The organism is Streptomonospora nanhaiensis (genome assembly GCF_013410565.1).
Taxonomy (GTDB): Bacteria; Actinomycetota; Actinomycetes; order Streptosporangiales; family Streptosporangiaceae; genus Streptomonospora; species Streptomonospora nanhaiensis.
In genome coordinates this window covers 3,302,991-3,329,774 of record NZ_JACCFO010000001.1, presented here as the reverse complement: position 1 = coordinate 3,329,774, position 26,784 = coordinate 3,302,991, and the positions used below count along the sequence as shown (strand labels likewise).

Annotated in this window: 25 protein-coding genes; 12 read left to right on the top strand and 13 right to left on the bottom strand. The window is 75.1% G+C overall.

Going from position 1 to position 26,784, the window contains the following annotated elements; translation table 11 throughout:
* Nucleotides 1–38: 38 nt before the first annotated feature.
* The 6 genes from HNR12_RS14410 (at nt 39) to HNR12_RS14385 (ending at nt 7,230) form a co-directional block, all read left to right on the top strand.
* The gene (locus HNR12_RS14410; protein ID WP_179767971.1) at nt 39–1,958 is read left to right on the top strand and encodes a methylmalonyl-CoA mutase subunit beta; all 1,920 of its coding nucleotides are present in this window, start codon (nt 39–41) and stop codon (nt 1,956–1,958) included.
* Entirely contained in the window at nt 1,955–4,174 is a 2,220-nt protein-coding gene (gene scpA / locus HNR12_RS14405; RefSeq protein ID WP_179767970.1) for a methylmalonyl-CoA mutase, read from the top strand. The genes HNR12_RS14410 and scpA overlap by 4 nt, the downstream gene beginning before the upstream one ends.
* Nucleotides 4,171–5,220 (top strand): methylmalonyl Co-A mutase-associated GTPase MeaB, encoded by a 1,050-nt coding sequence (meaB, locus tag HNR12_RS14400; protein ID WP_179767969.1) that lies wholly within the window; start codon nt 4,171–4,173, stop codon nt 5,218–5,220. The genes scpA and meaB overlap by 4 nt, the downstream gene beginning before the upstream one ends.
* 339 nt (nt 5,221–5,559) lie before the next feature.
* Nucleotides 5,560–5,931, top strand: coding sequence for an STAS domain-containing protein (locus HNR12_RS14395; RefSeq protein WP_179767968.1), 372 nt, complete (start codon nt 5,560–5,562; stop codon nt 5,929–5,931).
* Between the two features lie 111 nt (nt 5,932–6,042).
* Complete coding sequence (locus HNR12_RS14390) at nt 6,043–6,681, top strand: class I SAM-dependent methyltransferase (RefSeq protein ID WP_179767967.1); 639 nt, start codon at nt 6,043–6,045, stop codon at nt 6,679–6,681.
* A gap of 54 nt (nt 6,682–6,735) precedes the next feature.
* Nucleotides 6,736–7,230, top strand: coding sequence for an NUDIX hydrolase (locus HNR12_RS14385; protein ID WP_179767966.1), 495 nt, complete (start codon nt 6,736–6,738; stop codon nt 7,228–7,230).
* A 39-nt stretch (nt 7,231–7,269) separates the two neighbouring features.
* On the opposite strand, the gene HNR12_RS14380 is transcribed toward HNR12_RS14385, so the two are convergent.
* Nucleotides 7,270–8,112: an alpha/beta fold hydrolase gene (locus tag HNR12_RS14380; protein ID WP_179767965.1), complete on the bottom strand. Its 843-nt coding sequence runs from the start codon at nt 8,110–8,112 to the stop codon at nt 7,270–7,272.
* Between the two features lie 348 nt (nt 8,113–8,460).
* Here HNR12_RS14380 and HNR12_RS14375 point away from each other — a divergent pair, with 348 nt between their 5' ends.
* Both HNR12_RS14375 and HNR12_RS14370 read left to right on the top strand, forming a co-directional pair.
* The gene (locus tag HNR12_RS14375; protein WP_179767964.1) at nt 8,461–9,441 is read left to right on the top strand and encodes a TetR/AcrR family transcriptional regulator C-terminal domain-containing protein; all 981 of its coding nucleotides are present in this window, start codon (nt 8,461–8,463) and stop codon (nt 9,439–9,441) included.
* A 62-nt stretch (nt 9,442–9,503) separates the two neighbouring features.
* Nucleotides 9,504–9,809, top strand: coding sequence for a hypothetical protein (locus tag HNR12_RS14370; protein ID WP_179767963.1), 306 nt, complete (start codon nt 9,504–9,506; stop codon nt 9,807–9,809).
* A 78-nt stretch (nt 9,810–9,887) separates the two neighbouring features.
* Here the strand turns inward: HNR12_RS14370 and HNR12_RS14365 are convergent, their stop codons facing one another.
* Complete coding sequence (locus HNR12_RS14365; RefSeq protein WP_179767962.1) at nt 9,888–10,160, bottom strand: DUF6504 family protein; 273 nt, start codon at nt 10,158–10,160, stop codon at nt 9,888–9,890.
* Nucleotides 10,161–10,471: 311 nt separating this feature from the next.
* Between HNR12_RS14365 and HNR12_RS14360 the strand changes: the two genes are divergently transcribed.
* Nucleotides 10,472–11,107 carry a TetR/AcrR family transcriptional regulator gene (locus tag HNR12_RS14360; RefSeq protein ID WP_179767961.1) on the top strand — a complete coding sequence of 212 codons (636 nt, stop codon included), beginning with the start codon at nt 10,472–10,474 and terminating at the stop codon, nt 11,105–11,107.
* Nucleotides 11,108–11,160: 53 nt separating this feature from the next.
* Here the strand turns inward: HNR12_RS14360 and HNR12_RS14355 are convergent, their stop codons facing one another.
* From HNR12_RS14355 to HNR12_RS14335, 5 genes are all read right to left on the bottom strand, one after another.
* Nucleotides 11,161–12,150, bottom strand: coding sequence for a M48 family metallopeptidase (locus HNR12_RS14355; protein ID WP_246425080.1), 990 nt, complete (start codon nt 12,148–12,150; stop codon nt 11,161–11,163).
* Nucleotides 12,151–12,433: 283 nt separating this feature from the next.
* Nucleotides 12,434–13,327: a DivIVA domain-containing protein gene (locus HNR12_RS14350; protein ID WP_179767960.1), complete on the bottom strand. Its 894-nt coding sequence runs from the start codon at nt 13,325–13,327 to the stop codon at nt 12,434–12,436.
* A 130-nt stretch (nt 13,328–13,457) separates the two neighbouring features.
* Complete coding sequence (locus HNR12_RS14345; RefSeq protein WP_179767959.1) at nt 13,458–13,841, bottom strand: hypothetical protein; 384 nt, start codon at nt 13,839–13,841, stop codon at nt 13,458–13,460.
* Nucleotides 13,842–13,984: 143 nt separating this feature from the next.
* Nucleotides 13,985–14,545, bottom strand: coding sequence for a hypothetical protein (locus tag HNR12_RS14340; protein ID WP_179767958.1), 561 nt, complete (start codon nt 14,543–14,545; stop codon nt 13,985–13,987).
* A gap of 55 nt (nt 14,546–14,600) precedes the next feature.
* Nucleotides 14,601–15,470: an N-acetylmuramoyl-L-alanine amidase gene (locus tag HNR12_RS14335; RefSeq protein ID WP_179767957.1), complete on the bottom strand. Its 870-nt coding sequence runs from the start codon at nt 15,468–15,470 to the stop codon at nt 14,601–14,603.
* A gap of 184 nt (nt 15,471–15,654) precedes the next feature.
* On the opposite strand from HNR12_RS14335, the gene HNR12_RS14330 reads away from it, so the two are divergent.
* Both HNR12_RS14330 and HNR12_RS14325 read left to right on the top strand, forming a co-directional pair.
* Nucleotides 15,655–16,020: a YkvA family protein gene (locus HNR12_RS14330; RefSeq protein ID WP_179767956.1), complete on the top strand. Its 366-nt coding sequence runs from the start codon at nt 15,655–15,657 to the stop codon at nt 16,018–16,020.
* Nucleotides 16,021–16,501: 481 nt separating this feature from the next.
* Nucleotides 16,502–18,808 (top strand): xyloglucanase, encoded by a 2,307-nt coding sequence (locus HNR12_RS14325; protein ID WP_372451129.1) that lies wholly within the window; start codon nt 16,502–16,504, stop codon nt 18,806–18,808.
* Nucleotides 18,809–18,895: 87 nt separating this feature from the next.
* Here HNR12_RS14325 and HNR12_RS14320 read toward each other — a convergent pair whose 3' ends face one another.
* The 3 genes from HNR12_RS14320 to HNR12_RS14310 form a co-directional block, all read right to left on the bottom strand.
* On the bottom strand, nt 18,896–20,263 hold the full coding sequence (locus HNR12_RS14320) for an ROK family transcriptional regulator (RefSeq protein ID WP_179767955.1): 1,368 nt from the start codon (nt 20,261–20,263) through the stop codon (nt 18,896–18,898).
* Between the two features lie 366 nt (nt 20,264–20,629).
* Nucleotides 20,630–20,833 carry a developmental transcriptional regulator BldC gene (gene bldC / locus HNR12_RS14315; protein WP_179767954.1) on the bottom strand — a complete coding sequence of 68 codons (204 nt, stop codon included), beginning with the start codon at nt 20,831–20,833 and terminating at the stop codon, nt 20,630–20,632.
* Nucleotides 20,834–21,518: 685 nt separating this feature from the next.
* Complete coding sequence (locus HNR12_RS14310) at nt 21,519–22,430, bottom strand: hypothetical protein (protein ID WP_308118559.1); 912 nt, start codon at nt 22,428–22,430, stop codon at nt 21,519–21,521.
* Between the two features lie 445 nt (nt 22,431–22,875).
* Between HNR12_RS14310 and HNR12_RS14305 the strand changes: the two genes are divergently transcribed.
* Nucleotides 22,876–23,133 carry a DUF3073 domain-containing protein gene (locus HNR12_RS14305; RefSeq protein ID WP_179767952.1) on the top strand — a complete coding sequence of 86 codons (258 nt, stop codon included), beginning with the start codon at nt 22,876–22,878 and terminating at the stop codon, nt 23,131–23,133.
* A gap of 157 nt (nt 23,134–23,290) precedes the next feature.
* Here HNR12_RS14305 and purM read toward each other — a convergent pair whose 3' ends face one another.
* From purM to HNR12_RS14290, 3 genes are all read right to left on the bottom strand, one after another.
* Nucleotides 23,291–24,343 carry a phosphoribosylformylglycinamidine cyclo-ligase gene (purM, locus tag HNR12_RS14300; protein ID WP_308118558.1) on the bottom strand — a complete coding sequence of 351 codons (1,053 nt, stop codon included), beginning with the start codon at nt 24,341–24,343 and terminating at the stop codon, nt 23,291–23,293.
* 107 nt (nt 24,344–24,450) lie between these two features.
* Nucleotides 24,451–25,905, bottom strand: a complete 1,455-nt coding sequence (gene purF / locus HNR12_RS14295) for an amidophosphoribosyltransferase (RefSeq protein WP_218902649.1) — start codon at nt 25,903–25,905, stop codon at nt 24,451–24,453.
* 31 nt (nt 25,906–25,936) lie between these two features.
* Nucleotides 25,937–26,446: a sterol carrier family protein gene (locus HNR12_RS14290; RefSeq protein WP_179767949.1), complete on the bottom strand. Its 510-nt coding sequence runs from the start codon at nt 26,444–26,446 to the stop codon at nt 25,937–25,939.
* Nucleotides 26,447–26,784 lie beyond the last annotated feature (338 nt).

Genomic DNA, 26,784 nt, shown 5'->3' with positions numbered 1-26,784 from the left:
CAGGTGATCTTCAGCACGGTTGCCTACCATCTCAAAGTATGGATATGCCGGACAGCGGCCCGCGAAACGCCCCGGGTCAGGGCACCGCCTTCGCGACCGGGTTCCCCGAGGCCACGCGCGAGCGGTGGCGCGAGCTCGTCGCCGGAGTGCTGCGCAAGAGCGGTGCCGAGGTCGCCCCCGACACCGCCGCGCCCGAGGACGCCCTGGCCACCCGCACCTACGACGGGATCGTGCTGCGCCCCCTCTACACCGAGGAGGACGGCGCCGACTCCGGCTACCCGGGGCTCGCGCCGTTCACCCGCGGCGGCCGGCCCCAGGGCGCGGTCGGCGAGGGCTGGGAGGTCCGCCAGCAGCACCGCGACCCCGACCCCGCCCGCGCGCGCCGCGCCGTCCTGGCCGACCTGGAGAACGGGGTGGGCGCGATCTGGCTGGTGACCGGACCCGGCGGCGTCCCCGTGGAGGGCATCGGCGAGGTGCTCGCCGACGTCTACCTCGACCTCGCGCCGGTCGTCCTGGACTCCGGCCCCCACCACGAGGCCGCCGCCGAGGAACTGCTGCGCGCCTGGCGCGACCGCGGCCTGCCCGACACCGCCGTCACCGGCGGCCTGGGCATCGACCCGCTGAGCACCGCCGCCCGCACCGGTGAGCCCGCCGACCTCGACACCGCCGCCCGCGCCGCCGCCCGCCGCGCCGCCCGCCACCCGCGGCTGCGGCTCGTCACCGCCGACGCCACCCCCTACCACGACGCCGGCGGGTCGGAGGCCCAGGAACTGGGCGCGGCCGTCGCGGCGGGCACGGCCTACCTGCGCGCGCTCACCGCCGCCGGCCTCGACCTCGCCGACGCCGCGCGGCGCCTGGAGTTCCGCTTCGCCGCGAGCGCCGACCAGTTCCTCACCATCGCCAAGCTGCGGGCCGCGCGCGCCATGTGGGACCGGGTCCTCCAGGTGTGCGGGCTGGGGCCCGACCGCCCCGCCATGTACCAGCACGCCGCCACCTCGGCGGCCATGGCCACCCGCCGGGACCCCTACGTCAACATGCTGCGCGGCACCCTCGCCTGCTTCGGCGCGGGCGTGGGCGGCGCCGACGCCGTGACCGTGCGCCCGTTCGACTCCGCGCTGGGCCTGCCCGACGACTTCGCGCGCCGCATCGCCCGCAACACCCAGGCGCTGCTGATCGAGGAGGCGCACCTGGCGCGGGTCGTCGACCCCGCGGGCGGCTCCTTCTACGTCGAGCGGCTCACCGCCGACCTCTACCACGCGGGCTGGGCGTTCTTCCAGGAGGTGGAGGCGGCCGGGGGCATGGCCGAGGCACTGGCGTCGGGACTGGTCGCCGACCGCGTCGATGAGGTCTGGCGGCGGCGCCGCGACGCCCTCGCGCACCGGCGCGACCCCATCACCGGGGTCAGCGAGTTCCCCCACCTGGACGAGCCGCGCATCGAGCGCCCGGCCGACCCCGCCGCCGCACCCGCCGGGCCCGCGGCGCCGCCCGCCTCCCGCGCCGCGCTGCGCCCGCACCGCTACGCCGAGGACTTCGAGGAGCTGCGCGACCGCTCCGACGCCCACCTGGCCGCCACCGGCGCGCGGCCCCGGGTCTTCCTGGCCACGCTGGGCCCCGTGGCCGCGCACACCGCCCGCGCCGCGTTCGCCGGGAACCTGCTGCGCGCCGGGGGGGTCGAGCCGGTCGGCGGCGACACCGCCGGCGGCCCCGCCGAGGCCGCCGCCGCGTTCGCCGCCTCCGGCGCGCGGATCGCCTGCCTGTGCTCCAGCGACAAGGTCTACGCCGACCAGGCCGCCGATGCGGCCGCCGCCCTCAAGCGGGCCGGCGCCGAACTGGTGCTGCTGGCGGGCCGGCCCTCGGCGGTGCCCGAGGGCGCGCCTGTGGACGGGTTCTGCTTCGCCGGCGGCGACGCGCTTAGCCTGTTGGTCAAGCTCCACAACGCGCTGGGAGTGGCGTCATGATCCCTGACTTCAGCCGCATCGGACCCGGCACCACCGGACCCGGCCCCGGGCCGGACGGCGCGTCGGCGTGGGCGCGGGCCGTCGAGGACGCCACCGGCAAGGGCCCCGACGCCCTCGTCTGGGAGACACCCGAGGGCATCGGCGTCAAACCGCTCTACACCCCCGCCGACCGCGCCGGGCTCGACTTCGTCCACACCTACCCCGGCATCGCGCCCTACCTGCGCGGGCCCTACCCCACCATGTACGTCAACCAGCCGTGGACCATCCGCCAGTACGCGGGGTTCTCCACGGCCGAGGAGTCCAACGCCTTCTACCGGCGCAACCTCGCCGCCGGGCAGAAGGGCCTGTCGGTGGCCTTCGACCTCGCCACCCACCGCGGCTACGACTCCGACCACCCGCGCGTGGCCGGCGACGTCGGCATGGCCGGGGTGGCCATCGACTCCATTTACGACATGCGGCAGCTCTTCGACGGCATCCCGCTCGACCGCATGAGCGTGTCCATGACCATGAACGGCGCCGTGCTGCCGGTGCTGGCGCTCTACATCGTGGCGGCCGAGGAGCAGGGCGTGCCGCCCGAGAAGCTGTCGGGGACCATCCAGAACGACATCCTCAAGGAGTTCATGGTCCGCAACACCTACATCTACCCGCCGCAGCCCTCGATGCGGATCATCTCCGACATCTTCGCCTTCACCTCCCAGCGCATGCCGCGCTTCAACTCCATCTCGATCTCCGGCTACCACATGCAGGAGGCGGGGGCCACGGCCGACCTGGAGCTGGCCTACACCCTGGCCGACGGTGTCGAGTACATCCGCGCGGGCCGCCGCGCCGGGCTCGACGTCGACTCCTTCGCGCCGCGGCTGTCGTTCTTCTGGGCCATCGGCATGAACTTCTTCATGGAGGTCGCCAAGCTGCGGGCGGCGCGGCTGCTGTGGTCGCGCCTGGTGGCCGGATTCGGCGCCGCCAACCCCAAGTCGCTGTCGCTGCGCACGCACTCCCAGACCTCCGGCTGGTCGCTGACCGCCCAGGACGTCTTCAACAACGTCGTGCGCACCTGTGTCGAGGCCATGGCCGCCACCCAGGGCCACACCCAGTCGCTGCACACCAACGCCCTCGACGAGGCGCTGGCCCTGCCCACCGACTTCTCCGCCCGCATCGCCCGCAACACCCAGCTGGTGCTCCAGCAGGAGTCCGGCACCACGCGCGTCATCGACCCCTGGGGCGGCAGCGCCTACGTCGAACGCCTCACCCACGAGCTGGCCGAACGCGCCTGGGCGCACATCACCGAGGTCGAGCAGGCCGGCGGCATGGCCCAGGCCATCGACGCCGGCATCCCCAAGATGCGCATCGAGGAGGCCGCCGCCCGCACCCAGGCGCGCATCGACTCCGGGCGCCAGCCGGTCATCGGCGTGAACAAGTACCGGCCCGACACCCACGACGAGATCGAGGTCCTGCGGGTCGACAACTCCCGGGTGCGCGCCGAGCAGCTGGCCAAGCTGGAGCGGCTGCGCGCCGAGCGCGACGACTCCGCCGTGGCCGCGGCGCTGGACCGCCTCTCCGCCGCGGCGGCCGCGGAGTCCCGCGGCGACAGCCTCGACCACAACCTGCTGGCCGCCGCGGTCGACGCCGCGCGGGCCAAGGCCACCGTCGGCGAGATCTCCGCCGCCGTCGAACGCGTCTTCGGGCGCCACTCCGGGCAGGTCCGTACCATCCAGGGTGTGTACCGCGACGAAGCCGGGTCCTCCGCCGACACCGAGGCCGCCATGTCCGCCCTGGCCGACCGGGTCCGCCGCTTCGAGGAGCACGAGGGCCGCCGCCCCCGCATCCTGGTCGCCAAGATGGGCCAGGACGGCCACGACCGCGGCCAGAAGGTGATCGCCACCGCGTTCGCCGACCTCGGCTTCGACGTCGACGTCGGCCCGCTGTTCCAGACCCCCGCCGAGGTCGCCGCCCAGGCGGCCGAGGCCGACGTCCACGTCGTGGGCGTGTCCTCGCTGGCGGCCGGGCACCTCACCCTGGTGCCGGCGCTGCGCGCCGAGCTGGAGGCCCTGGACCGCGCCGACATCATGATCGTGGTGGGCGGGGTCATCCCGCCGGCCGACCACCAGGCCCTCTACGGCTCCGGGGCCGCGGCGATCTTCCCGCCCGGCACCGTCATCGCCGAGGCCGCGGCCGGCCTCCTCGACCGCCTCGAAACCGAGCTGGGCCACGGGTCGTGAGCCCGCGCCGCATCGACCTCGACTCCTACGCCGAGGGCGTCCTGGCCGGGCACCGCCCCACGCTGGCCCGCGCCATCACCCTGGTGGAGTCGCGCCGGGCCGACCACGCCGAGCTGGCCCAGGAGCTGCTGGTGCGCCTGCTGCCGCACAGCGGCAAGGCGCACCGGGTGGGGATCACCGGGGTGCCCGGCGTGGGCAAGTCCACCTTCATCGACGCGCTGGGCACCCGGCTCACCGGCGCGGGCCACCGGGTGGCGGTGCTGGCCGTGGACCCCTCCTCCACCCGCACCGGCGGCAGCATCCTCGGCGACAAGACCCGCATGGCGCGGCTGTCGGTCGACCCGTCGGCGTTCGTGCGGCCCTCGCCCACGGCGGGCACGCTGGGCGGGGTGGCCCGCGCCACCCGCGAGACCATGGTGCTGATGGAGGCCGCGGGGTTCGACGTCGTCCTGGTCGAGACCGTCGGCGTGGGCCAGTCCGAGGTCGCGGTCGCCAACATGGTCGACTGCTTCGCCTTCCTCACCCTGGCCCGCACCGGCGACCAGCTCCAGGGCATCAAAAAGGGCGTGCTGGAACTCGTGGACCTGGTGGCCGTGAACAAGGCCGACGGCCCCTACGAATCCGACGCCCGCAAGGCCGCCCGCGAGCTGGCGCGGGCGCTGCGGCTGCTGCAGCCCGTGCACCCCGCGTGGCGGCCGCCGGTGCTCACCTGCAGCGGCCTCACCGGCCAGGGCCTCGACGCCTTCTGGCAGGCGGTGCTGGACCACCGCCGCGCGCTGGAGGACGCCGGGGAGTTCGCCGAGCGGCGCAGCCGCCAGCAGGTCGACTGGATGTGGGCGCAGGTACGCGACCGCCTCATGGACCGCCTGCGGCGCGACCCCCGGGTGCGCGCCGAAGCCCCCGGGCTGGAGGCCGCGGTGCGCGCCGGCGACCTCACCGCCACACTCGCCGCCGAACGCCTCCTCGCCGACTTCACCGGCGGTGACCGCTCCGCCACCCGGACACCCGGCCATCCGCCCGGCGGCGCCGCCCCCGGGCGAGGATGATCACACCCGCCCGACCTCCCGCCAGCTGCGGCATTGCGCCGCGCCCGTGAAACAGACCACAATGGCCGCGGGTCTTGATCGACCCGTATGGGAGAAAATACTTCCGCAACGGCATTCCCGTGAGCCCGCGCGGCTAATACCGTGTGTGGTCAGAGACTTACGGAACCAAGGCTGGACCGGAGCCCTCGGCCCCGTTCGGCGGCGCTTCGCGCGCCTCGGTCTCCCCGACGAGGCCGCCGCCGACGGCGCAGTGCGGGTGAACCCCTACCGGTTTCCGCCGTTTTCCGTAGGGTGAGCAAGGGGACCCCTCATCACAACGTGGGGCTGGGAGGAGTGAACGTGCACAGGCTTGGGCTGAGCACCCGGGTCGAGAACCACAGCGTGATCGTGAGCGTCGAGGGCGACCTCGACATCGCGACCGCCGACGACCTCCACGAGCATGTCCTGTCCGCGATCGACAAGCACGGGCCGTGGCTGATCCTCGACCTGTCCGCGCTGGAGTTCATGGACTCCAGCGGTCTCAACGTCGTCATCAACGCCTACCGCGCCGTCAAGGAGCGCAGCGGCAGCCTCGCGCTGGCGGCCCCGAACGAGCGGGTGACCAAGGTCGTCCGGCTGGTGGGGCTGCACCGCCAGGTGCCGGTGCACGACACCGTCGCCGCGGCGGTGAACGCCATGGAGGTGCTGGAGAGCAGGCAGCAGGCCGGCTGACCGCGCACCGCCGTGCCCACCGACGACCACACCACGGCGCGCCGGGCCGCCCCGGACCCCCGGGGCCGCCGCGGTGCCCCCTGGCCGCGCGCAGCATTCGGAGCCCTCGCGGTGGACCTCTCCTGGAACCACAACGTGCACTACCACGAGCACCTGCTGCGCCACGTGCCCGACTCCTGCGTGCGCGCGCTCGACGTCGGCTGCGGCACCGGGCGGTTCGCCCGGCGGCTGGCGTCGCGGGCCGCGCAGGTGGAGGCCATCGACCCCGACCCCGCCATGATCACCGAGGCCCGTCGGCGCACCCCGCGGCGGATGGGGGTGCACTACGTCCGCGCCGCGCTCGACGACTTCGGGATCGCGCCCGGGGCCTACCAGTTCGTCTCGGCGGTCGCGAGCATCCACCACATGCCCTTCGCCGAGTCCCTGCGGGTACTGGCCCGCGGCCTGGCACCGGGCGGGGTGCTGGCCGTGCTGGGCTGCTACCGCGAGCAGACCCCGGCCGACTACGCGGTGAGCGCCGCCGCGCTGCTGCCGCAGTGGTCCCTGGGCGCCGGGCTGCGGGCCGCCCGCGCGCTCACCGGGGTGGCCGACCCCACACCGGCCCAAGGGTCGGGCATGCCGGTGCGCGAACCCGACATGGGCCTGGCCGAGATCCGCGCCGAGGCCGCGCGCGTCCTGCCCGGGGTCCGGGTGCGGCGGCTGCTCTTCTGGCGCTACTCCCTGGTCTACGTCCGCCCGCTCACCGGCTGAGAGCGGCCGCGGCGCCGCCCGCCCGGCGCCCGCCCACTGGGTAGGGTCGGTGCCATGGCGACACCCGACTTCATCCTCGGCCTGCGCAAACACGTCGGCCACGACCTGCTGTGGCTGACCGGCGTCACGGCGGTGGTGGTGGCCGACTCCGGCGAGGTCCTGCTGCACCGGCGCGCCGACGACGGCAACTGGAGCACGCCCGGCGGCATCCTGGAGCCCGGCGAGCAGCCCGCGGCCGCCCTCGTGCGCGAGGTCGCCGAGGAGACCGGTGTGGCGGTGGTGCCCGAGCGCATCGCCAGCGTCGTCACCGAGCCGCCGTTCACCTACCCCAACGGCGACCAGGTGCAGTTCATCGACATCACCTTCCGCTGCCGGGCGGTGGGCGGGCGGGCGCGCGCCGACGGCGAGGAGTCGCTGGAGGTCGCGTGGTTCTCCCGCGACGCGCTGCCCCCGATGAACGGGCGCGTGCTGCGACGCATCCGCCACGCCCACGACGAGGGCCCCGCCTACTACGTCGCCCCGCACGAGGACGGCCCGCTGCCGGGGTGAGGCGGAGCCCCGCCGGCGCGCCCGCGCGCCGCGGCCGCCTCAGCCGCCGAGGCGGTCCAGCACGTCCACCAGTTCGGGCTCGCGCGCCAGGAAGTGCGGCGAGGCGATCGAGTGGACGTCGAAGGGGTTGTCCGGGGTGAGCCGGTCGGCCTCGGCGATCCACCGGTCCTGGAGCGCGGGCGGCAGCAGCCGGTCCTGGGTGAGGCGGATGTAGCTGCGCGGGATCCGGCCCCAGGTCTCGGCGTGCCCGCGCGCGTCGGCCACCGTGATGGAACCGGGCTCGTCGGGCTGGAGCATCTGGTGCATGGCCCGCGACTGCGCCGGGGTCCAGGTGTGGGCGTTGGCCGCGCGGAAGGCCGCCTCGTCCCCGGGGTCGCCCGAGCGCCAGTTGACCCGGGCCACCCCCTCGGGCGAGCCCGCCGCGGCCATCTCCGTGATGCGCGCCAACTCCGGGGTCAGCAGCGGGGGCTCCTGGAGGTAGGCGGCCATGGAGGGCCGGTCGACGCAGCAGAAGGCGCTGATGTAGACCAGCCGGTCGATGAGGTCGGGCACGCGGTTGCCGACCAGGCTGAGGGTGACCCCGCCCTGGCTGTGGCCGACCAGGACGACCGGCCCGATGCGGTGGGCGCGGCGGACGATCCCCTCGACGTGCTCGGCGTAGTCGTCGGCGGTGAGCTCGGCCAGCGGCGAGGGCTCGACGGCCAGCGCCGCGCGGTCCTGGCGCTGGTAGGCGTCGGGCAGGACGGCGTCGACGCCGTGGCCCGGCAGGTCGACGGCGAGGGTGCGGCGGCCCCGCAGCGCCAGCTCCTGGCAGAACCAGGACCAGTAGTAGGCGTTGGCGTGGGTGCCGTGGACGAACACGTAGGTGGGCTGCTTAGACACGGTGGTCTCCGTTCGAGGGCGGTGGGTGCTGCCGGGCGCGCGGGGCGAGCGGCGCACGCGGACGCGTACGGCGTCTGGGTGCGGCTCCGGCGGATGCCCGGTGGGGGCCGGGTGCCGCGCGCCGTACCGGTGGTCGGCGGTTGGCAGGAGCGTACGGGATACGTCCGGTGCGGCAGGACGGCGGAGAGCACGCGCCTCGGGGGGATGACGCGCACTAGTGCACCGGGGGTGTGCGCGGCGTGCGGGGCGGCCTGCCGGTGCGCCCCGGCGCCCCGCCCGCCGCGAGCCGGCGCGGTGGCCGCGTCCGGCCGGTGCACTAGTACGATGCGCACCCGGAGAGGAGGCCCCATGGACGGCCACACGGCCCCCGAGGACCGGCGGGCGGCACCGGTCTCCGTGCGCATCGCCGCGGAGCTGCGGCGCGACATCGCCGCCGGCCGGCTGCGGCCGGGCGAGCGGGTGCCCTCCACCCGCGAGATCACCCGCCGCTGGGGCGTGGCCATGGCCACCGCCACCAAGGTGATCACCACGCTGCGCCAGGAGGGGCTGGTGCGCACCCTGCCCGGGGTGGGCACCGTGGTGGGGGAGTCCCGTCCGGCCCCGCGCACCGCGCCGCAGGGCCCGGCGGCCCCGGTCCGCCCCGGCGAGCGCCGCCGCCCGGGTGCTGCGGGCACGCGGCTGACCCGGACGGCCATCGTGCGCACCGCCGTCGGGATCGCCGACACCGAGGGCCTGGACGGGGTGTCGATGCGGCGGGTGGCCGCCGAGTTGGGCGCCGCGCCGATGGCCCTCTACCGGCACGTGCCGGCCAAGGAGGACCTGCTGCGGCTGATGGTCGAGGCCGTGTTCGCCGAGCACCCGCCGCCCGAACCCGCGCCCGAGGGCATGCGCGAGGCGCTCGCGGCCGGGGCGCGGGTGCAGTGGCGGCTGTGCCGCCGCCACCCCTGGGTGGTCCCGCTGATGTCGATCGCCCGGCCGGTGCTGACGCCCAGTTCGGTCGACCACACCGAGTGGGCGGTGCGCGTGCTCAAGGGGCACGGGGTCGGCGCCCCCGAGGCGCTGAACGCGGTGGTGGCGCTGACCGGCTACGTTCTGGGCATGGCCGCCCAGGTCAGCGACGACACCGAGGCCGCCCACGAGACCGGGCTGCGGCACGCGCAGTGGTGGGCGGCGCGGGAGCCGGAGCTGTCGCGGCTGGAGGCCACCGGCCGCTACCCGCACCTGTTCGCCTACACGGCCGGGCCGCCCGACTTCGACGAGACCTTCGAGTTCGGCCTGGAGGGCTTCCTGGCGGGCCTGGAGGCGCGGCTGCGCACGGCCGCGGGGTGAGCCGCGCGGCGGGGCGGGGCGCCGCCCGCCCGAGTGTCGGCGTGGTGCGCGATCCTGGTGGCATGAGCGCGAGCGCGGAGGACCCGGCGGCGTCCGGGGTGGACATCGAGCACCTGGCCGCGGTCCTGGTGCGCCGCAGGCGCGAACTCGCCGGCGGCACCGCCGTGATCGGGGCCTCGGGGGTGGTGCACCGGGTGCACGAGACCGTCTGGGCGGGGGTGCGGGTGCCCGCCACCGCCTGCCGCGCGGCGAGCGACCCCCTGCGGCTGCGCCCCGCGCACGGCCCGGTGACCTGCCGGCGCTGCCTGCGCCGCACCACCGGGCGCGACACCGGCGTGCCCGAGGGGCAGACCGAGTTGAGCGTGTGAGCCGGCGGCCCCGCGCCGCGCGGCACCCGCCCCCGTGGCGGGCGGGGTGCCGCGCGCGGGCGGCGGCCGGGGCCGGGGTCAGTCCCAGATGCGGCGCAGGGTCCAGTCGTCGGTGGCGGGGTCGCGCGTGATGTCGGCGACGCTGGGTTCGCCGCGGTCGGACTCGGCGGCGACCCGGATCAGCTGGACGTCGGTGGCGGTGGCGTGCCCGCCGCCGGGGCCGGGGTCACCGGGGGAGGTCCAGGTGCCGATGACGCGCCGCACGCGGTAGGTGCCGCCGCGCCAGGCGAAGAACGCCGGGTGCCCGCCGTTGGTCGATCTGACGTCGATCCGTTCGTTGTAGAGACTCACCCGGGCATCTTATCGAACATGCGTTCGATTTCCCATCGGATTCGCCCAATGTCGTCCGGCCCCACCCTAGGGGTGCGCCGCCGGCGCGGCGGCGCGCTCGCGGGCGCGTGTCGCCCGGGTTGCCGGCGCCGTTTCCACTGCGGCCTGCGGAAACGCGGGGCACAGGGGAGGGGTGGGGGCCCGGCGGCGGACGGGCGTGTCGCACCGCGTCCCGCGCCGCCGAGGGGAGGCGGGCCCGCCCGGGAGCGACCGACCGATTGGTATGCCTATGCTGGAGGCGGCGCGACGGCACGGGGGAACGGGGATTCACCATGGACGACCACACGGCAGGCGGCGGACGGGCCGACACCGCCCCCGACCGCGCGCTCCCGGTCCCCGACCGCCTGCTCTCGGTGGCCACGCGGCTGTTCGCCGAACGCGGCTTCGAGCGGACCTCGGTGCAGGAGCTGGTGGCGGCCGCCGGGGTCACCAAGGGCGCGATGTACCACTACTTCGCGTCAAAGGACGACCTGCTCTACGCCGTCTACCAGCGCGTGCTGGCGATGCAGACGGAGCGGCTGGCGGGGTTCGCCGCCGCCGAGGGCCCCATCGGGGAGCGGCTGCACGCCGCCGCCGCCGACGTCGTCCACACCACCGTGGACAACCTCGACGACACCCGGATCTTCTTCCGGTCGCTGCACATGCTGCCCGAGGACAAGCTGGCCGCCGTCCGCAAGGAGCGCCGCGCCTACCACGAGCGCTTCCGGGGCATGATCGAGGAGGGTCAGCGCTCCGGCGCCTTCCGCACCGACGTCCCCGCCGACATCGCCGTCACCCAGTTCTTCGGCGCCGTGCACCACCTCAGCACCTGGTACCGCCCTGACGGCGAGCTGAGCGGCGCCGCCGTGGGCGCCTACTTCGCCGACCTCTTCCTCGCGGGCCTGCGGCCGCCCGAGACCGCCGGATAGGCGGGGCGCGGGCGCGCAGGACCGCCGACGCGCGCGGCCTCGCCGAGCCCGCCCTAGAGGAACACCCGGCCGGGGCGGTCGCGGTCGCGCAGCGCCGCCATGCGGCGGGTGTTGGCCGGCCGGCTCGACAGCAGTGTGTAGAGGAACAGGAACGGCCCGCGGTCGGTGCGCCCCCGCTCGGCCATCTCGCTGAGGTTGACCTCGGGGTAGAGGTACTTGCCCCCGGCCAGGAGCCGGATGGCGTGGGCGCCCTCGGGGCAGTGGGCGTGGGCGTGGTTGTCGGCCGTGTACTCCATGGCGCGCGCCAGCGCCGGGCCGAGCACCGGCAGCAGCCGCCCCAGCGACGTGGCGGCGCGCAGCGGGAACGACGTGTGCCCGGCCGCGATGTGGCCGAGCTGGTGGGCCACGAGGAACCGGAAGCCGTCGGGGTCGCGCAGCCGGCCGCCGACCTCGAACAGGTCGCTGGAGATCACGAGGTAGCGGCGGGTGCCGTGGCCGCCGGGCGTGGCGTGCGGCGCGCCGCTGCCCAGCGCGACGTAGGCGTCGGGCACGAAGCCCAGGCCCATGCGGGCGCTCAGCCGCTGCACGGCGTGGTAGGCCTCGGGGAACTGGGTCGGCGAGATCCGGATGGACTCCGCCCGCTGCTCGGCGTGGCGCAGGCCGCGCGCGGTCCAGGAGCCCGCGGGCACCGCCAGTACCGCCAGGCCGAACCAGCGGTGGGCGACCTCGGTGGCGGTCCACAGGGTGTGCACGGCCATGCCGAGCAGGCACAGGGTCGCCAGCGCGGCGGCCACGACGAGCGGCAGCTCCCAGGGGTGGCGCGGCACCAGCAGGGGTTCGGCCGGGGCGTGGCGGTCGGAGACCGGGTAGACGGCGCCGGGGCGCGGGGCCAGGGGCGGGCGGCAGCGGGCCGCCGTGTGCTCGGACCGGGGCAGCGGCGCCCGGGCGCGGCCCGCCGGGGCGCCGGCGCTCCAGGCCCGCCGCACCGCACGCGGTGCTCCCGGACGGTCGTGATCGCCGCCGGAGGTCGTCGCGAATGTCATCCCAGCCCCTCCCCCGTACCGCCGCTCCAGTTCCACGACACGTATGAGCTACGTCAAGTTATCGCATATTACTGTGCGTATCGGATTTGAATCACACTGATTTGGGCGTGTCCGCAGCGCGGGCGGTTTCGGCGCGGCCCGCGCGACTCCGGTCCGGACGGGGCAAACCGCCGTCTCCGGCCGGGTCAGGCGGGCCGCGCACACGCAACGGACGGCCGGTCGGCGCGGGAGGACCGGGCGCGCCGCGGTGTTCCGGGCGCGCCCGGATTCGGTTGTCCGGGGCTCAGCCGCGCTCGTAGCGCCGAAACTCGGCCGCCAGGAAGTCCAGGAACGCGTCGACCTGGGCGGGGTCGTAGCCGGGGCGGGCGCGCGTGGTCGAGAACTGGACGCGGTCCACCTGCGCCGACGTGAGCAGGGCGCGCTCGGGGCGGCCGCGCTGGAGCGCGTCGAGGGTGATCTCGGCGCTGTCGAGGAACGCGTCGACCTCCTGCTCGTTGTAGCCCGTGGTCAGGCGGGTGGTGGAGAAGCGCTTGTTGCGGATGTCCTCGGGCCGCAGCGGGGGCTGCCCCGCGGGGGTCTGCGGCGCGGCGGGGTGCGGGTGGGGGCCCGGGGCGGGCGGAGGGAAGCCGGGCGGACCCGGCGGTGCGGCGGGGCCGCCGTGCGGGGGCGGGGGGCCGTAGGGGGCGCCGGGCACGGGCGGCGGCACCGGCGGCACGGGCGGGGGAGCGTGGCCCGGAAGGGGGCCGGGCGGCGGGGGGCCGCCGGCGGGTCCGGGCGGACCGTGCGGAGCGGGGGGCCCGCCGGCGGCCGGGGGCGGGGGAGGAGCGCCGTGCTGCGGTGGCCGCGGCGCCGCGTGCGACGGGGGCCGCCGGGCCGGCGCCCCGGCCGCCGCGCCGCCGGCGGCGAGCCCGCGCGCCCGCAGTTCGGCCACGACGACGTCGAGGAACTCGTCCACCTCGTCCTCGTCGTAGCCGGGGCTCAGCCGCGTGGTGCGAAACCGCGCGTTCTCGACCTCTTCCGCGGTGACGGGCCGGTCGGCCGGGGGGCCGCCCTGGAGGCCCGCGAGCGTGGCCTCGACCCGGTCGAGGAGGGTGTCGACGTCGTCCTCGTTGTAGCCCGGTCGAAGGCGCACAGTTCGGAACTGCTTGTTGCGGATGTCCGCCGGTGTCAGAGGCATGGCTCCATTGTGCAGACACAGCGGTGCCCGTGCCGGGGGCCGGGTCGGTCGGCGGTTGTTTTCGCGGCGGTTTTTCCGCCCATCGTGTTTCGCCTCCCCGGCGTCGGGAGCCGTTCCCGGCCGCCCGCGGTCAGCCCGCGGCGGAGGGCCCGCGCGCCAGTTCCGCGCACATTCGCTCGACGGCGGCGTCCACCTCGCGCGGCCGGAAGCCGCGCAGCACCTTGGGGAGGCGGGCATGGCGTTCGCGCAGTTCGGCGGCTGCCTCACCGGTGGCTGCGGCACCGCCGGCGCCGGTTGTGCGCAAAGCCGCGGTGGCGAGTTCCAGGAGTTCGGCAACCGCGTCGGGCGCGTATCCGCGAAACACGACGGTGAATGCGAATGGTGGCGCTGCGTGATAGTCGGAGGAGGGGTGCGCGCCATCCGCGCCCGGCCGCGGGGAACCGGGGGAAGTGAGGGAACCGGGGGAATCGGGGGAATCGGGGGAATTGGGGGAGTCGGCGTCCGGAACGGTCATCGCGCAATTGTCGCGGATATCGAACCGTTCGACGGGCTGCTTCTTCCGGAGTTGACCGGATGTGGCCGGGGAATCGGCGGAAGGTTTGGCGCCGAGGGTTTTCGGTCCGCCCGCCCCCGGGGGGTGCGGCCCCCGCGCGGGCCTCAGCCCGCCCCGGCCGCCGCGTCGCGCGGCACCAGCGGCTCCAGTTCGTGGCCTTCGGCGTGGACCAGCACAAACTCCGGGTCGGTGCGCCGGGCGGCCGCCAGCAGCCGGCCCATGACGTCGGCCGACAGGTCCAGGTCCAGCGCGGCGGCCACCCGCTCCTGGTGGTCGGCCAGGTCGGGCACCTCGTCCGCCACGGCCTCGGCGCGCAGGAGGGCGTGGGCCGCGCGCATGCCCGCCGCGCCCTCCCGCCACCGGCCCAGGCAGTCCGGCCACCACGGCGCGGCCACCACCAGGGTCAGCAGGTCGGCGAGGCTGTCGGCGACCAGGCTGGTCACGCCGTCGCTCGACAGGTACAGGACCGGGCGCTCCTCGCCCCCCTCGCCGCAGAGGAAGTAGCCGGCGCCCGACGCCCGGCCCGCGGCGGCCTCCTTGCGGGCGCCCGACCGCAGCTCCTCGTCCTCGCCGACCCAGTAGGGCCGGTCCAGGTCGAAGTCGAAGGGGTGGACGAGGAGGCCGGCCAGTTCGCGGTCGCCCCTGATGCGCTGGAGGAGGCTCATGGCGGGTGATCGTAGCGGCGCCGGCGGGGCGGCCGGTGACCGGCCGCCCGACCGCTCACCCGGTCAGGAAGCGGCTGACGCCGGCCGCGATCGCGTCGGCGGCGTCGGCCTGCCACCCGGGGTCGGCGAGGTTCTCGGCGTCGGTCGGGTTGCTCATGTTGCCGGCCTCCAGGAACACCTTGGGGACGTCGGACATGTTGAGCCCGCCGAGGTCGGTCCGCTCGTCCAGGCCCTCCTCGGCGATGTAGTCGGCGCGGGGCTGGCCGGTGCCGTCCTCGAACGCGTCGCGCAGGTCGGCGGCCAGGCGGCGCGAGGGCTCGGCGATGTCGTCGGTGTAGCCGGTGAGCACCCCCGGGGCGATGACGTGGAAGCCCCGGCCCGAGGGCGGTCCGCCGTCGGCGTGGATGGAGACCGCCGCGTCGGCGCCGGCGTCGTTGCCGATCTCCGCGCGCTCGTCCACGCACGGGCCCACGCCCGTGTTGTCCTCGCGGGTCAGCACGACCTCGGCGCCGTCGGCCTCCAGGCGCTCGGCCACCAGGGTGGACAGCTCCCAGGTGAACTCGTGCTCGGGGTAGCCGTCGTCGGTCTCGGCGCCCACCGTGTCGCACTCCTTGGTGGCGGGGCCGGCGGGCACCTGTTCGGAGATCGCCTCCGGGGCCTCGGCGTTGCCGCCGTTGTGGCCGGGGTCGACCACCACGGTCATGCCCGCCAGGGGCCCGCTCCCGCCCGGCTCCTCGGCCGCGGCCGACCCCCCGCCGCCGCGGCCGTCCTGCCCAGAGGCCGGATCCCCGGGTGCGGGGGCCGCCGAGGGGCCGGGCCGGGTGTCGCCCGACACGGCGGCGCACGCGGACAGGGTGAGGACGGCGGCCGCGGCGAACGGGGCGATTCGCCGCGTTCTCCCCGGGAGGGCGGAACTGGTGCGCATGATGACGGTTGGGGTCCTTGCGTCGGGGATGCGGGCGCGCAGACCAACCTAGCCGGTTTCAGGGAACGTTTTCGCGGAAGAACGCGTCATATCTTGAGTAGTGCAGCGGTTCCGCTCCGGGGGCCGCGCGGCCCGTGCCGCACCGCCGGGGCATTCGGACCACTCAGATGCCGAGGTGAAGACAATGCGCAAGTCCAACCGCGCCGCCGCGGGAGCCGCGGCCTGGCAGGCCGTGCAGCAGGCCGGCAGCGCCCGGCCGGGCGCGCCCACCGTGTGGGAGCGCGCCAGCGCCCTTCCGCGCATGCTCGGAGCCCGCATCCGCGGCCACTACGACGGCCTGTCGGGCTCGCGGCTGCTGCTGTACGTCCTGGGCGTCGTCTACGTCGCGTCGCCGATCGACCTGGTACCGGAGCTCTTCGTCCCCTTCCTCGGACTGGCCGACGACGTCGGCGTCGCCGTCTGGCTGGCCACCAGCCTGATGGCGGAGTCCGAGCGCTTCCTGCACTGGGAGCGGCGCGACAACTACGTCCAGGGGCACGTGGTCGACTGACCCCCGCCCCCGCCTTGTCCGGGACCCGCCGCTGCCTCGGCGGCGGGGCCCGCGCGCGCGAGCCCCCCGCCGACGGCGCCCCCGGGCCCATACCGGCTCCGGGCGGGCGGCCGCCCGGAAAGAGTTCGCGTCCTGCGGTGAAGCGATTCGACGGGTTGACGTCGCAGGACGCCGAAAGTGTCGAACACGCACCGGATCCGTCCGGTCTCCCCCCGTTGACGGGCCCGGGATCCGGTCCGCACACTGACGACGGCGTCACCGCGCGACCGCGCCCGCGCCGGCGTGCGGCGGACTCCCCCACCGTCCGCCCGGCCGCGCCGTGGTCGTCTCCGCGGCCAGCGGGCCGCGGCCGAGCGGGCTCATCCCCCACCCCGAGGAGCCTGACGTGACACCGGCACCTTCCCCGTCCTCCGCATGCCCGCCACCGCCCCCATCCGGCGCTTTCCGCCCCCTCACGGCCTTCCGCGCCGCCCGCCTCCGCCTGCCCGGCCCGCGCCGCGCCGCCTCGGCGGCCGCCGCCCTGCTGCTGGCGGCCCCGCTCACCGCGCTGGGCACCGCCGCCGCGCCCGGTACCGCCCTGGCCGACACCGGCTACACCTGGCGCAACGCCCAGATCCAGGGCGGCGGCTTCGTTCCGGGCATCGTCTTCAACGAGACCGAGCCGGACCTGATCTACGCGCGCACCGACATCGGCGGCGCCTACCGCTGGAACCCCGACACCGAGCGCTGGATCCCGCTGCTGGACTGGGTCGGCTGGGAGGACTGGGGCTGGACCGGCGTGGCCGGCCTGGCCACCGACCCGGTCGACCCCGACCGGGTGTACGCCGCCGTGGGCGGCTACACCAACTCCTGGGACCCCGACAACGGCGCGGTCCTGCGGTCCACCGACCGCGGCGAGACCTGGGAGGTCACCGAACTGCCGTTCAAGCTCGGCGGGAACATGCCCGGCCGCGGCGTGGAGCGGCTGTCCGTCGACCCCAACGACAACCGGGTCCTCTACCTCGGCGCCCCCGGCGGCAACGGCCTGTGGCGCAGCACCGACCACGGCGCCACGTGGTCCAAGGTCGCCTCCTTCCCCAACCCCGGCGACTACGTGGCCAACCCGGGCGACGGCTCCGGCTACTCCAGCGACAACCAGGGCGTGGGCTGGATCGCCTTCGACCGGAGCAGCGGCTCACCCGGCAGCCCCACCCCCGACGTCTACGTCGGCGTGATGGACAAGGAGAACACCGTCTACCGCAGCGGCGACGCCGGGCGGACCTGGGAGCGGGTGCCCGGCCAGCCCGAGGGCCACCTGGCCATCGAGGGCGTGGTCGACCACGAGAACGGGCGCCTCTACATCTCCACCAGCGACACCGGCGGCCCCTACGACGGCGGCAGCGGCGACGTGTGGCGGTTCGACTTCGCCACCGAGGAGTGGACCAACATCAGCCCGGTGCCCTCGGACTCGCCCGACAACCACTTCGGCTACGGCGGGCTGACCATCGACCGGCAGAACCCGGGGACCCTGATGGTGAGCACCCAGATCTCCTGGTGGCCCGACGTGCAGATCTACCGCACCACCGACGGCGGCGGCACCTGGACCCAGGCGTGGCGCTACGGCTCCTACCCCGAGCGGATCAACCGCTACGACCTGGACGTCTCCGCCGCGCCGTGGCTGACCTTCGGGGAGAACCCGCAGCCCCCGGTCACCTCGCCCAAGCTCGGCTGGATGACCCAGGCCATGGAGATCGACCCGCACGACTCCGACCGCATGATGTACGGCACCGGCGCCACCCTGTACGGCACCGACGACCTCACCGCCTGGGACGCCGGCCGGCGGTTCACCATCGAGGTCAAGGCCGCCGGGATCGAGGAGACCGCCGTCAACGACCTCGCGGCCCCGCCCGGCGGCGTGCCGCTCGTCTCGGCCCTGGGCGACATCGGCGGGTTCCGCCACGACGACCTCACCCAGGTCCCCGACATGATGCACACCCGGCCCTTCCACGGCAGCGTCACCTCGCTGGACTTCGCCGAGCGGGCGCCGCACACCTTCGTGCGGGTCGGCAGCAGCGACAACGCCGCCACCTCGCGCATCGCGCTGTCCACCGACGGCGGCGCCAACTGGTGGGCCGGCCGGCAGCCCGCCGGGGTCACCGGGCCGGGCACCGTGGCCATGGCGGCCGACGGATCGGCGGTCGTGTGGAGCACCGAGGGCGCCGGCGTGCAGGTCTCGACCAACTACGCGGGGTCCTGGCGCGCGTCGAGCGGGGTGCCGGCCGGGGCGCGGGTCGAGGCCGACCGGGTCGACCCCGACCGGTTCTACGCCTTCGCCGACGGCGGGTTCTACGTCAGCACCGACGGCGGCGAGACGTTCCGGAGCTCGGCCGCCGGCGGGCTGCCGCAGGGCGGCGGCAGCGTCCGCTTCGCGGCCGTCCCCGGGCGCGCGGGCGAGGTCTGGCTGGCGGGCGGAACCTCCGGCGGCGCCTACGGCATGTGGCGCTCGACCGACTCCGGCGCGACGTTCACCCCGGTCGCGGGCGTGGACGAGGCCGACACGGTCGGCTTCGGCAAGGCCGCGCCGGGCGCGGACCACCCCGCCGTCTACACCAGCGCCCGCATCGGCGGGGTGCGCGGCATTTTCCGCTCCGACGACGCCGGGGCCACCTGGCAGCGGATCAACGACGACGAGCACCGGTGGGCGTGGACCGGCGCGGCCATCACCGGCGACCCCGACGTCTACGGGCGGGTGTACGTGAGCACCAACGGCCGCGGGATCGTCTACGGCGACCCGGCCGGGGGCGGCTGACCCGGCACGGCGGAGGCGGCCGCGCGGGGGGCACCGCGCGGCCGCCCTCCGCACAGGCGCCTCCGCGCGTCCGGCCGGCGGCGCCGGTCAGCCCCCGCCGGCCGGCACCGCCGCACGCGGCGGCGGCAGCGGCAGCCGCCCGCCCTCCAGCGCGTCGACCATCGCCATGGCCCCGCCCCGCGCCGCCGCGCTCAGGCCCAGTACCGAGGGCTCGACCACGCAGCCGGCCGCGTCCGGGGCGAACGCCAACTCGCGCACCGCCGCCCGGCACTCGGGCAGCAGCCAGGGCGCCAGCGGCACGAAGTAGCCGCCGAGCACCACCGCTCCCGGGTTGAGCAGGTTGACCAGCAGGGCGGCGCCCCGCCCCAGCCAGGTCCCCGCGGCGCGCAGGGCGGCCACGGCCACAGGGTCGCCGGCGCCGGCGCGCTCGACGGCCGCCGCCACCAGGCCGGCCAGGTCGGCGCGGGTCAGCGCGCCCCCGGGGAAGCGGTCGGGCAGGGCCGAGCGCAGGATCGCCTCGATGCCCGCCAGCGCCTCCAGGCAGCCGCGCCGCCCGCAGCCGCACGCCGGGCCGTCCTCGACCATGCGGGTGTGCCCGATCTCGCCGGCGAACCCCGACGACCCGCGCAGCAGTTCGCCGTCGACCAGCACGCCCGCGCCGATCCCGACCTCGCCGGTGATGTAGACGAGGTCGCGGGTGCGCGCGCGGTGGCCGCTGCGGTACTCGGCCACGGCCCCGAGGTTGGCGTCGTTGTCCACGAGCACGGGCGGGGGCGCGGCCGGGGCCCCGGGCACCGCACCGGGAGAGGCCAGCAGCTCCAGCAGCCGGGCGCGCAGCGGCGTGTGCGACCAGCCCAGGTTGGGGGCGCGAGTGATTGTGCCGGTGGGGGAGTCGACCAGGCCGGGCACGCCCACGCTCACGCCGATGACCGCGCGGTCGCGCAGCGCGGGGTCGCCGGCCACCGCGCGCACCGCCTCGGCGATGCGCCGCGCGCAGGCGTCGGGTCCGGCCGCGCGGGCGTCGAAGGGCAGGTGCCGGGTGACCAGGTCGCGTTCGAGCAGGTCCACGGCGACGACCGACAGGTAGTCGACGTTGACCTCCAGGCCGATGGCGGCGATGGTGCGGTGGTCCAGGGCGAGCATGACCCCGGGGCGGCCCACGCGGCGCTCGGCGGACTCCCCGGTCTCGCGCAGCAGGCCGCGCGAGATCAGGTCGGCGACCAGGCTGGAGACGGTGGTCTTGTTCAGGCCGGTGGCGGCGGCGACGGCGGCGCGGGAGCAGGGCGCGAGGGCGCGCACGGCGCGCAGCACCAGCCCGAGGTTGGTCCCGCGGACGTCCTGCAGGCCGGCGGGGCCCGCGCCGACGTCGGGGATGTCGGCGGTGTGGGCCGGGCCGACCAGGTTGACCGGGCCGGCCGGGTCAGCGGCGCGGGCCGTGTGGGCCGTGTCTGCCATGCGGCCTCCCTCCCCCTTGGTCCGCCGCCCGGCGGAGCCGCGACGTGCGGCGGGGCCGCGGCGGGCCGGCCGCCGGGCGCCATCGCGAACATACCGATACCGCGCGCCCGGCGGCAAAGTTCGCGAGCCTGACACGGCGGCAGGCGGGCGCGGAGCGGCGGGGGCGGCAGGCGGGGTGCGGGGCGGGTCGGAAGGGCGCTGAGCAGCGGCTGAGGGGCCGCCGCGGGGCACGGAGGCGGCGGGCCGCCCCGGCGCGGGCGGCGGGAACGACGGAGGGCGGGCCACGCTGGGCGGCCCGCCCTCACCGAACGGGGATGTCTGCCCTCCCCGGTCGATCCCCCCGGAAGCGGCACATGCCGGGAGGGATCACTCCGAGCGCTGGTTGGGGATACCACTCAGCAGAGCACGGACCTCGGTCTCGCGGTAGCGGCGGTGGCCACCCAGGGTCCGAATCGAGGTCAGCTTGCCCGCTTTCGCCCAGCGCGTGACGGTCTTGGGGTCCACGCGGAACATGGTGGCGACCTCGGCAGGGGTCAACAGGGGCTCCGCCTCGGGCGTGCGAGTTGACATGTGTACGGCCTCTCCTCCTGGATCTGTGTGCCGATCCTGAGCCTTATCCTGGCACTTGGCTTGGATGTCCAATATTGCCCTTGTAGGTCTATATTGGCATCACCCGAGGTGATTGCGCGACCACTTAACGCGACTTTGTCGGATGGGAGGTCGCGAAGTCGCCCATGGTGCGCGTCACGCTGAGTGATTCTAGCGACACGTTTAGTGGCATGTGGCGTATTCGGTCAAAACTTCGTTCTCCGGCCCTGTTTTTCTCGATCCGGCGCGCCCGAAGTGCTACGGACGGCCGGACTGAAATTCGGTCGGCGGACGAGGTCGGGGGCCGCCAAACCGGCTCTGGCCAGGGGATTCACGGCCGCTGCGGATGCGGTGCGGGTGCCTGTCTACTCTCATCGACCGTGCTCCTGTGTCACGTACATCCGCGGCGCGCCACGGGGACCCGGTTACGCAGAGTGCACTGGGTGACCGGTCGAACACAGTCTATGTCAACCTCTATGGGTTGGTATGCCCAATTTCGAGAATGCTGACGCCGCCTGCGTGCCTCGTCCGGACATATCCGCCTGTCAGAGAGCAAGAATTCCACCGCGAGGAGTAAGAAACCTGGCGGCCAGGTTGTCGCTCGGCGTGGCGTGTCGGGTGCGGAACGTGAACTACCCTCGCGTTCGCGCTGGTGGAGCCGTGACCCTCAGTTGGCGTTCCGGAGGGCCTGGACCACCTTCCACCGCCGGCTGACCCGGTGGTACATCGCCGCGGCCAACTCGTGCTCGCCGGTCTGCAGCCCGGTGATCGCCGCCGCGACCTCGGCCACCGACTCGTCCTCGCGCAGGCTGTCGTCGTCGAGCAGGTGTACCAGGCCCGCGTAGTCCAACTCCAGCAGGCCCCTGGGGTGGGCCACCCCCAGCAGCCAGTCCTCCAGCCGCTCGGCCGCCGCCAGCGCCGGGCCCTCGCCCACGTGCTCGCGCAGCACCCGGATCGCCCGTTCCAGCCGCCGCCGCGCGTCGGCCACGCGGGCGACGTAGAGCAGGGTGCGCGGCGCCGGGCCCGCGCCGCCGGCCGGGTGGCAGGCGCGTCCCGGATGCCCGCCGTCGCCGTCGGCGCCCGCGCCGCCCAGCACCAGGCAGCGCTCCGCGGCGTCGAACGGCGCGAACCACGCCAGCGGCACCGTCCACGTGCTGGTCTGGATGAGCGTGCGCAGCGGCTCGCCGCGCTCGCGCCAGGCGCGGAAGCGCTCCTCGGTGTCGGCGGCCACCGCCTCCGGCAGGAACGCGGCGCTGATCCGGGCCGGGGTTTCGGTCCGAAACTCCCGCAGTGCCAGCCACGACCGGAGCCGGGTCTGCCAGGGGCAGATGTAGGTCTCGCCGTTCACCCGCCGCACGTAGGCGTCGCCGCTCTCGCACTCGGGGGCCGGGACGGGCGGCGAGGCCACCAGCCGGCGCAGGCTCTCGGCGTGCTCGGCGGCAACCGCGCCGCTGCGCCGGGGGCGCCGCGCCGACACCGCGTAGGCCCTCCAGTAGGCCCGCTCCTGCGGGGAGAACGAGGAGACCGGCTGGTAGATCCGGAGGTAGGCCGTGTAGGGCAGGCAGGGGTAGCGCGGCACGCAGGAATCGTGGCACACATCTCGCGCGCGGGTGCCCGCGGGGCGCGACCGGCGATCACCGGAGAGCGGGGGGCGGCCCGGACCGGCCGCGCCGCGGCCGATTGAACACCGCCTCGGCGGGAACGCTAGGGGGCACCGGTCCGTTGACCGGTGTGAACGACCCCGGCCGCGGGGCTCGGCGGCGCCCCGACACACCGGGGCGCAGCGCCGTGCGCGGTGCCGGATTGACCAGACACGCCCGAGCCGGAGCCGATCCGCCCCACCCCCGTGCACCGCGACCCGTTAGGCATGGGCGGCGTAGGCAGTTCGGATCCAAACCGGGTACGGTTGTATCCGTACGTAAGCTGGCGCCTGTCGTCAGTGCGGTGACGGCCGTCAGCCCGGCATTGCGGTTTTCTAGTGATCTGGGGTTTGTCCAAACCCAATCGTTGAGGGGGTCGAGCCAATGGGGCGCGGCCGAGCCAAGGCCAAGCAGCAGAAGGTCGCTCGGAGGCTGAAGTACAACTCCGGCGGTACCGACCTTGAGCGGCTGCGGGCAGAGCTGGGTGTCGCTGAGGAAGGTGGGGCACCGGCCAACGCGCCGGACCAGCCCTACGAAGACCCTTACGACGACCTGGTCGACCGTTATGCGGATCTAGCCGACGAGTACAGCCGCGACGACCCGACTGAGGACGACTCAGATCGTTCGGACAGCCTCCGCTGATCCGTCGCGTCGACCCGCCGGCAGCCTTACGCATCCGCATCACCGGGTCTGCTCCGCTGACACGCACACCTGCATATCCACATAGCCGGTTCGCGCCACCGCCGTGGCGCGAACCGGCTATGTGTATGCCCGCCGCCGGTAGGACCCCGCGCACGGCTCAGGGGTGGTCGCCCTCGAGCACGGCGCTCCCGGTGCCGGCGCGCACCTCGCCCAGCCGCCAGGCCGGCAGGCCGCGCTCGGCGAGCAGCGCCACGGCGCGCTCGGCCTGGGCCGCCGGCACGACCGCCGCCATGCCCACGCCCATGTTGAACGTCGCCTCCATGTCCGCGCGCCCCACCTTGCCCAGCTGGGCCAGGAACGGGAACACCGCGGGCGGGGTCCAGCTCGCGCGGTCCAGCACGGCGTCGAGGTGGTCGGGCAGCGACCGCGCCAGGTTGGCGGCGAGCCCGCCGCCGGTGATGTGGGCGAACGCGTGCACCTCGACCTCGGCGGCCAGCGCCAGGCAGTCTTTGGCGTAGACCCGGGTGGGGGTCAGCAGCTCCTCGCCCAGCGCCGCGCCGAACTCGTCGATGTGGGCGTCCAGCCGCAGTCCGGCCTCGTCGATCACCCGGCGCACCAGCGAGTACCCGTTGGAGTGCAGGCCCGAGGACGCCATGGCGATCACGGCGTCGCCCTCGCGGACCCGCTGCGGGCCCAGCACCGCGTCCTCCTCGACCACGCCCGTGCCGGCTCCGGCCAGGTCGTACTCGTCCGGCCGCATGGCGCCGGGGTGCTCGGCGGTCTCGCCGCCGATGAGGGTGCACCCGGCCTGGTGGCAGCCCTCGGCGATCCCCGAGACGATCTCGGCGATGCGCTCGGGCACCACCTTGCCGCAGGCGATGTAGTCGGTCATGAACAGCGGCTCGGCGCCGCAGACCACGAGGTCGTCCACGACCATGCCGACCAGGTCGACGCCGATGGTGTCGTGCCGGTCGAAGCGCTGGGCCAGCAGCACCTTGGTGCCCACGCCGTCGGTGGAGGTGGCCAGCAGCGGCGCGCGGTACCGGGCGGTGTCGAGCCGGAACAGCCCGGCGAACCCGCTGGCGTCGGCGACCTGCTCGGGCCGCCGGGTGCGGGCCACGTGCGCCTTCATCAGCTCCACGGCGCGGTCGCCGGCGGCGATGTCGACACCGGCGGCGGCGTAGGCCGGCGGGGTGGCACCCTCTGCCACGCGAATCCTCATCTCTGTCGTCGGATGCCGGCCCGGCGGTCCGCCCTCCGCGCACGCCGCAGGGGCGTGGCGGGAAAGGGCGTCCGCGCGGGGCGGCGGGGCGGCGGTCAGCGGCGGGCGGCCAGCGGGGGCTGGTCGGCCACGCCGGGCGTGCCGCAGGACTTCTCCAGCAGGTACTTGCCCCGGGAGTCCTCATCGACCTCGATGGGGTACTCGCCGTCGAAGCAGGCGCGGCACAGCCGGTCCTTGGGGACGCGGGTGGCCTCGACCAGTTCGTCCAGGGCGATGTAGGCCAGGGAGTCGGCGCCGATGGAGTCGCGGATCTCCTCGGTGGAGAGGTTGCCCGCGATCAGCTCGGACTTGGTCGCGAAGTCGACGCCGTAGTAGCAGGGCCACATCACCGGCGGGCTGGAGATGCGCACGTGGACCTCCGCGGCGCCGGCGTCGCGGAGCATGCGCACCAGCGCGCGCTGGGTGTTGCCGCGCACGATGGAGTCGTCCACGACCACCAGCCGCTTGCCGGCGATCACCTCGCGCAGGGGGTTGAGCTTGAGCCGGATGCCCAGCTGGCGCAGGGTCTGGCTGGGCTGGATGAAGGTGCGCCCCACATAGGAGTTCTTCACCAGGCCCTGGGCGAAGGGGATCCCGCTGCCGTCGGCGTAGCCCACGGCGGCCGGGGTGCCCGACTCGGGAACGGGGATGACGAGGTCGGCGTCGGCGGGGTGCTGGCGGGCCAGGCGGCGGCCGACCTCCACGCGGGCGGAGTTGACGCTGCGCCCGGCGATGGTGGTGTCGGGACGGGCGAGGTACACGTACTCGAACAGGCAGCCCTTGGGCGCGGCGGGGGCGAACCGCATCGAGCGGACCCCGCGGTGGTCGACCGTGATCATCTCGCCGGGCTCGATCTCGCGGTCGAAGACGGCGCCGACGATGTCGAGGGCGGCGGTCTCGCTGGCCACGGCCCAGCCGCCGTCCAGGCGGCCCAGCACCAGCGGGCGGATGCCCTGGGGGTCGCGGGCGGCGTAGAGGGTGTGCTCGTCCATGAAGACCAGCGAGAAGGCGCCCTTGACCTGCGGCAGGAGTTCGAGGGCGGCTTCCTCGGTGCTGCGGTCGGGGTTGTGGGCGAGCAGGCCGGTCAGGACCTCGGTGTCGGTGGTGGCGCCGCGCCGCTCGTTGGGCAGCATGGCCGCCAACTCGGGCGTGTTGATCAGGTTGCCGTTGTGGCCCAGCGCCAGCCCGCCGTCGCGCGCGGTGTAGAAGGTCGGCTGCGCGTTCTCCCACACCGGCGAGCCGGTGGTGGAGTAGCGGCAGTGGCCGATCGCCAGGTGCCCGCGCAGGGAGTCGAGGGTGGCCTCGTTGAAGACCTGGGAGACGAGTCCCATGTCCTTGTAGACGACGATCCGCTCGCCGTCGCTGAGGGCGATGCCCGCGGACTCCTGGCCGCGGTGCTGCAGAGCGTAGAGGCCGAAATAGGTGAGCTTGCTGACTTCTTCGCCGGGCGCCCAGACCCCGAAGACCCCGCAGGCGTCCTGCGGTGCGCGGTCGTGCGGGTCGGTTTCCATGGTGAGCCGGCCGTCGGGATGCGACACGCTTTCAGCTTAGTGCCTGATCATCCAGACCGGGTCCAGCGGGGTGCGAGGTGGGCGGCCACAGGGGCAGCAGCCAGGACAGATCCGCCCGCACCCCGCTGGCCGACAGGGTTCCCGCGGCGGTCTCGGCGCTCCAGGTGGTCTCGCCCACAGCCAGCGCCAGCCAGGTCAGCGGGTCGGTCTCGACCACCCCGGGCGGGGTGCCGCGGGTGTGCCGGGGGCCCTCGACGACCTGGACGGCCCCGTAGGGCGGCACCCGGACCTCCAGGCTGTGGCCGGGGGCGCGCTCGGCCAGTTCGGCCAGCGTGCCGCGCACCGCCGCGCGCACGGCGGCGCGCTCGGGCTCGGCGCCGGCCGCGCGGGCGCGCAGCACGGCGTCGGCGCAGGCGCTGAGGACGAGCGAGGGCCGGTCGGGGCCGGCGTAGGGCGGCAGGCCCAGGGCGGCGAGCTGGGTGTCGAGCGCGGTGCGCAGGGCGGCGTGGCGCCGCTGGGCGGCGGTGGGCTTGGCCGGCATGCCGCCGAGCATAGTGAGGGGCGGCGACGGCGCGGGTGGGGCCGGGGAGGGCGGGACGGCGGCGCGGCGGTTCGTGGCGTAACTTGCCGTTCGCGGCTCCTGCGGGGAAACTGTCGATCAAGGGAAAAAGCAGAGACCGAGGCGTGAACAGATCGTTCCGCCACGGTGACGCGCCGGGCGTGGTGGCAGCTGGGGCATGTGTTCTACTGTGATTCGCGTCCTGTTCGCGTGTCTCTTCACCCGCCGCACCGGGGGCCGAGGGCGTCGACGCCGCCACGCGGCCCGTTCATCCGGGGTGGCTAAGATGAATGCTCCACTACGTCGGTGTTTGCGGCCGA

Bases quoted from the DNA above. Each gene is read 5' to 3' on its own strand.
- HNR12_RS14410 (WP_179767971.1), top strand. From the start codon at position 39: ATGGATATGCCGGACAGCGGCCCGCGAAACGCCCCGGGTCAGGGCACC.
- scpA (WP_179767970.1), top strand. From the start codon at position 1,955: ATGATCCCTGACTTCAGCCGCATCGGACCCGGCACCACCGGACCCGGC.
- HNR12_RS14385 (WP_179767966.1), top strand. From the start codon at position 6,736: ATGGCGACACCCGACTTCATCCTCGGCCTGCGCAAACACGTCGGCCAC.
- HNR12_RS14375 (WP_179767964.1), top strand. From the start codon at position 8,461: ATGGACGGCCACACGGCCCCCGAGGACCGGCGGGCGGCACCGGTCTCC.
- HNR12_RS14370 (WP_179767963.1), top strand. From the start codon at position 9,504: ATGAGCGCGAGCGCGGAGGACCCGGCGGCGTCCGGGGTGGACATCGAG.
- HNR12_RS14360 (WP_179767961.1), top strand. From the start codon at position 10,472: ATGGACGACCACACGGCAGGCGGCGGACGGGCCGACACCGCCCCCGAC.
- HNR12_RS14355 (WP_246425080.1), bottom strand. From the start codon at position 12,150: ATGACATTCGCGACGACCTCCGGCGGCGATCACGACCGTCCGGGAGCA.
- HNR12_RS14350 (WP_179767960.1), bottom strand. From the start codon at position 13,327: ATGCCTCTGACACCGGCGGACATCCGCAACAAGCAGTTCCGAACTGTG.
- HNR12_RS14345 (WP_179767959.1), bottom strand. From the start codon at position 13,841: ATGACCGTTCCGGACGCCGACTCCCCCAATTCCCCCGATTCCCCCGAT.
- HNR12_RS14340 (WP_179767958.1), bottom strand. From the start codon at position 14,545: ATGAGCCTCCTCCAGCGCATCAGGGGCGACCGCGAACTGGCCGGCCTC.
- HNR12_RS14335 (WP_179767957.1), bottom strand. From the start codon at position 15,470: ATGCGCACCAGTTCCGCCCTCCCGGGGAGAACGCGGCGAATCGCCCCG.
- HNR12_RS14330 (WP_179767956.1), top strand. From the start codon at position 15,655: ATGCGCAAGTCCAACCGCGCCGCCGCGGGAGCCGCGGCCTGGCAGGCC.
- HNR12_RS14320 (WP_179767955.1), bottom strand. From the start codon at position 20,263: ATGGCAGACACGGCCCACACGGCCCGCGCCGCTGACCCGGCCGGCCCG.
- bldC (WP_179767954.1), bottom strand. From the start codon at position 20,833: ATGTCAACTCGCACGCCCGAGGCGGAGCCCCTGTTGACCCCTGCCGAG.
- HNR12_RS14305 (WP_179767952.1), top strand. From the start codon at position 22,876: ATGGGGCGCGGCCGAGCCAAGGCCAAGCAGCAGAAGGTCGCTCGGAGG.
- purF (WP_218902649.1), bottom strand. From the start codon at position 25,905: ATGGAAACCGACCCGCACGACCGCGCACCGCAGGACGCCTGCGGGGTC.
- HNR12_RS14290 (WP_179767949.1), bottom strand. From the start codon at position 26,446: ATGCCGGCCAAGCCCACCGCCGCCCAGCGGCGCCACGCCGCCCTGCGC.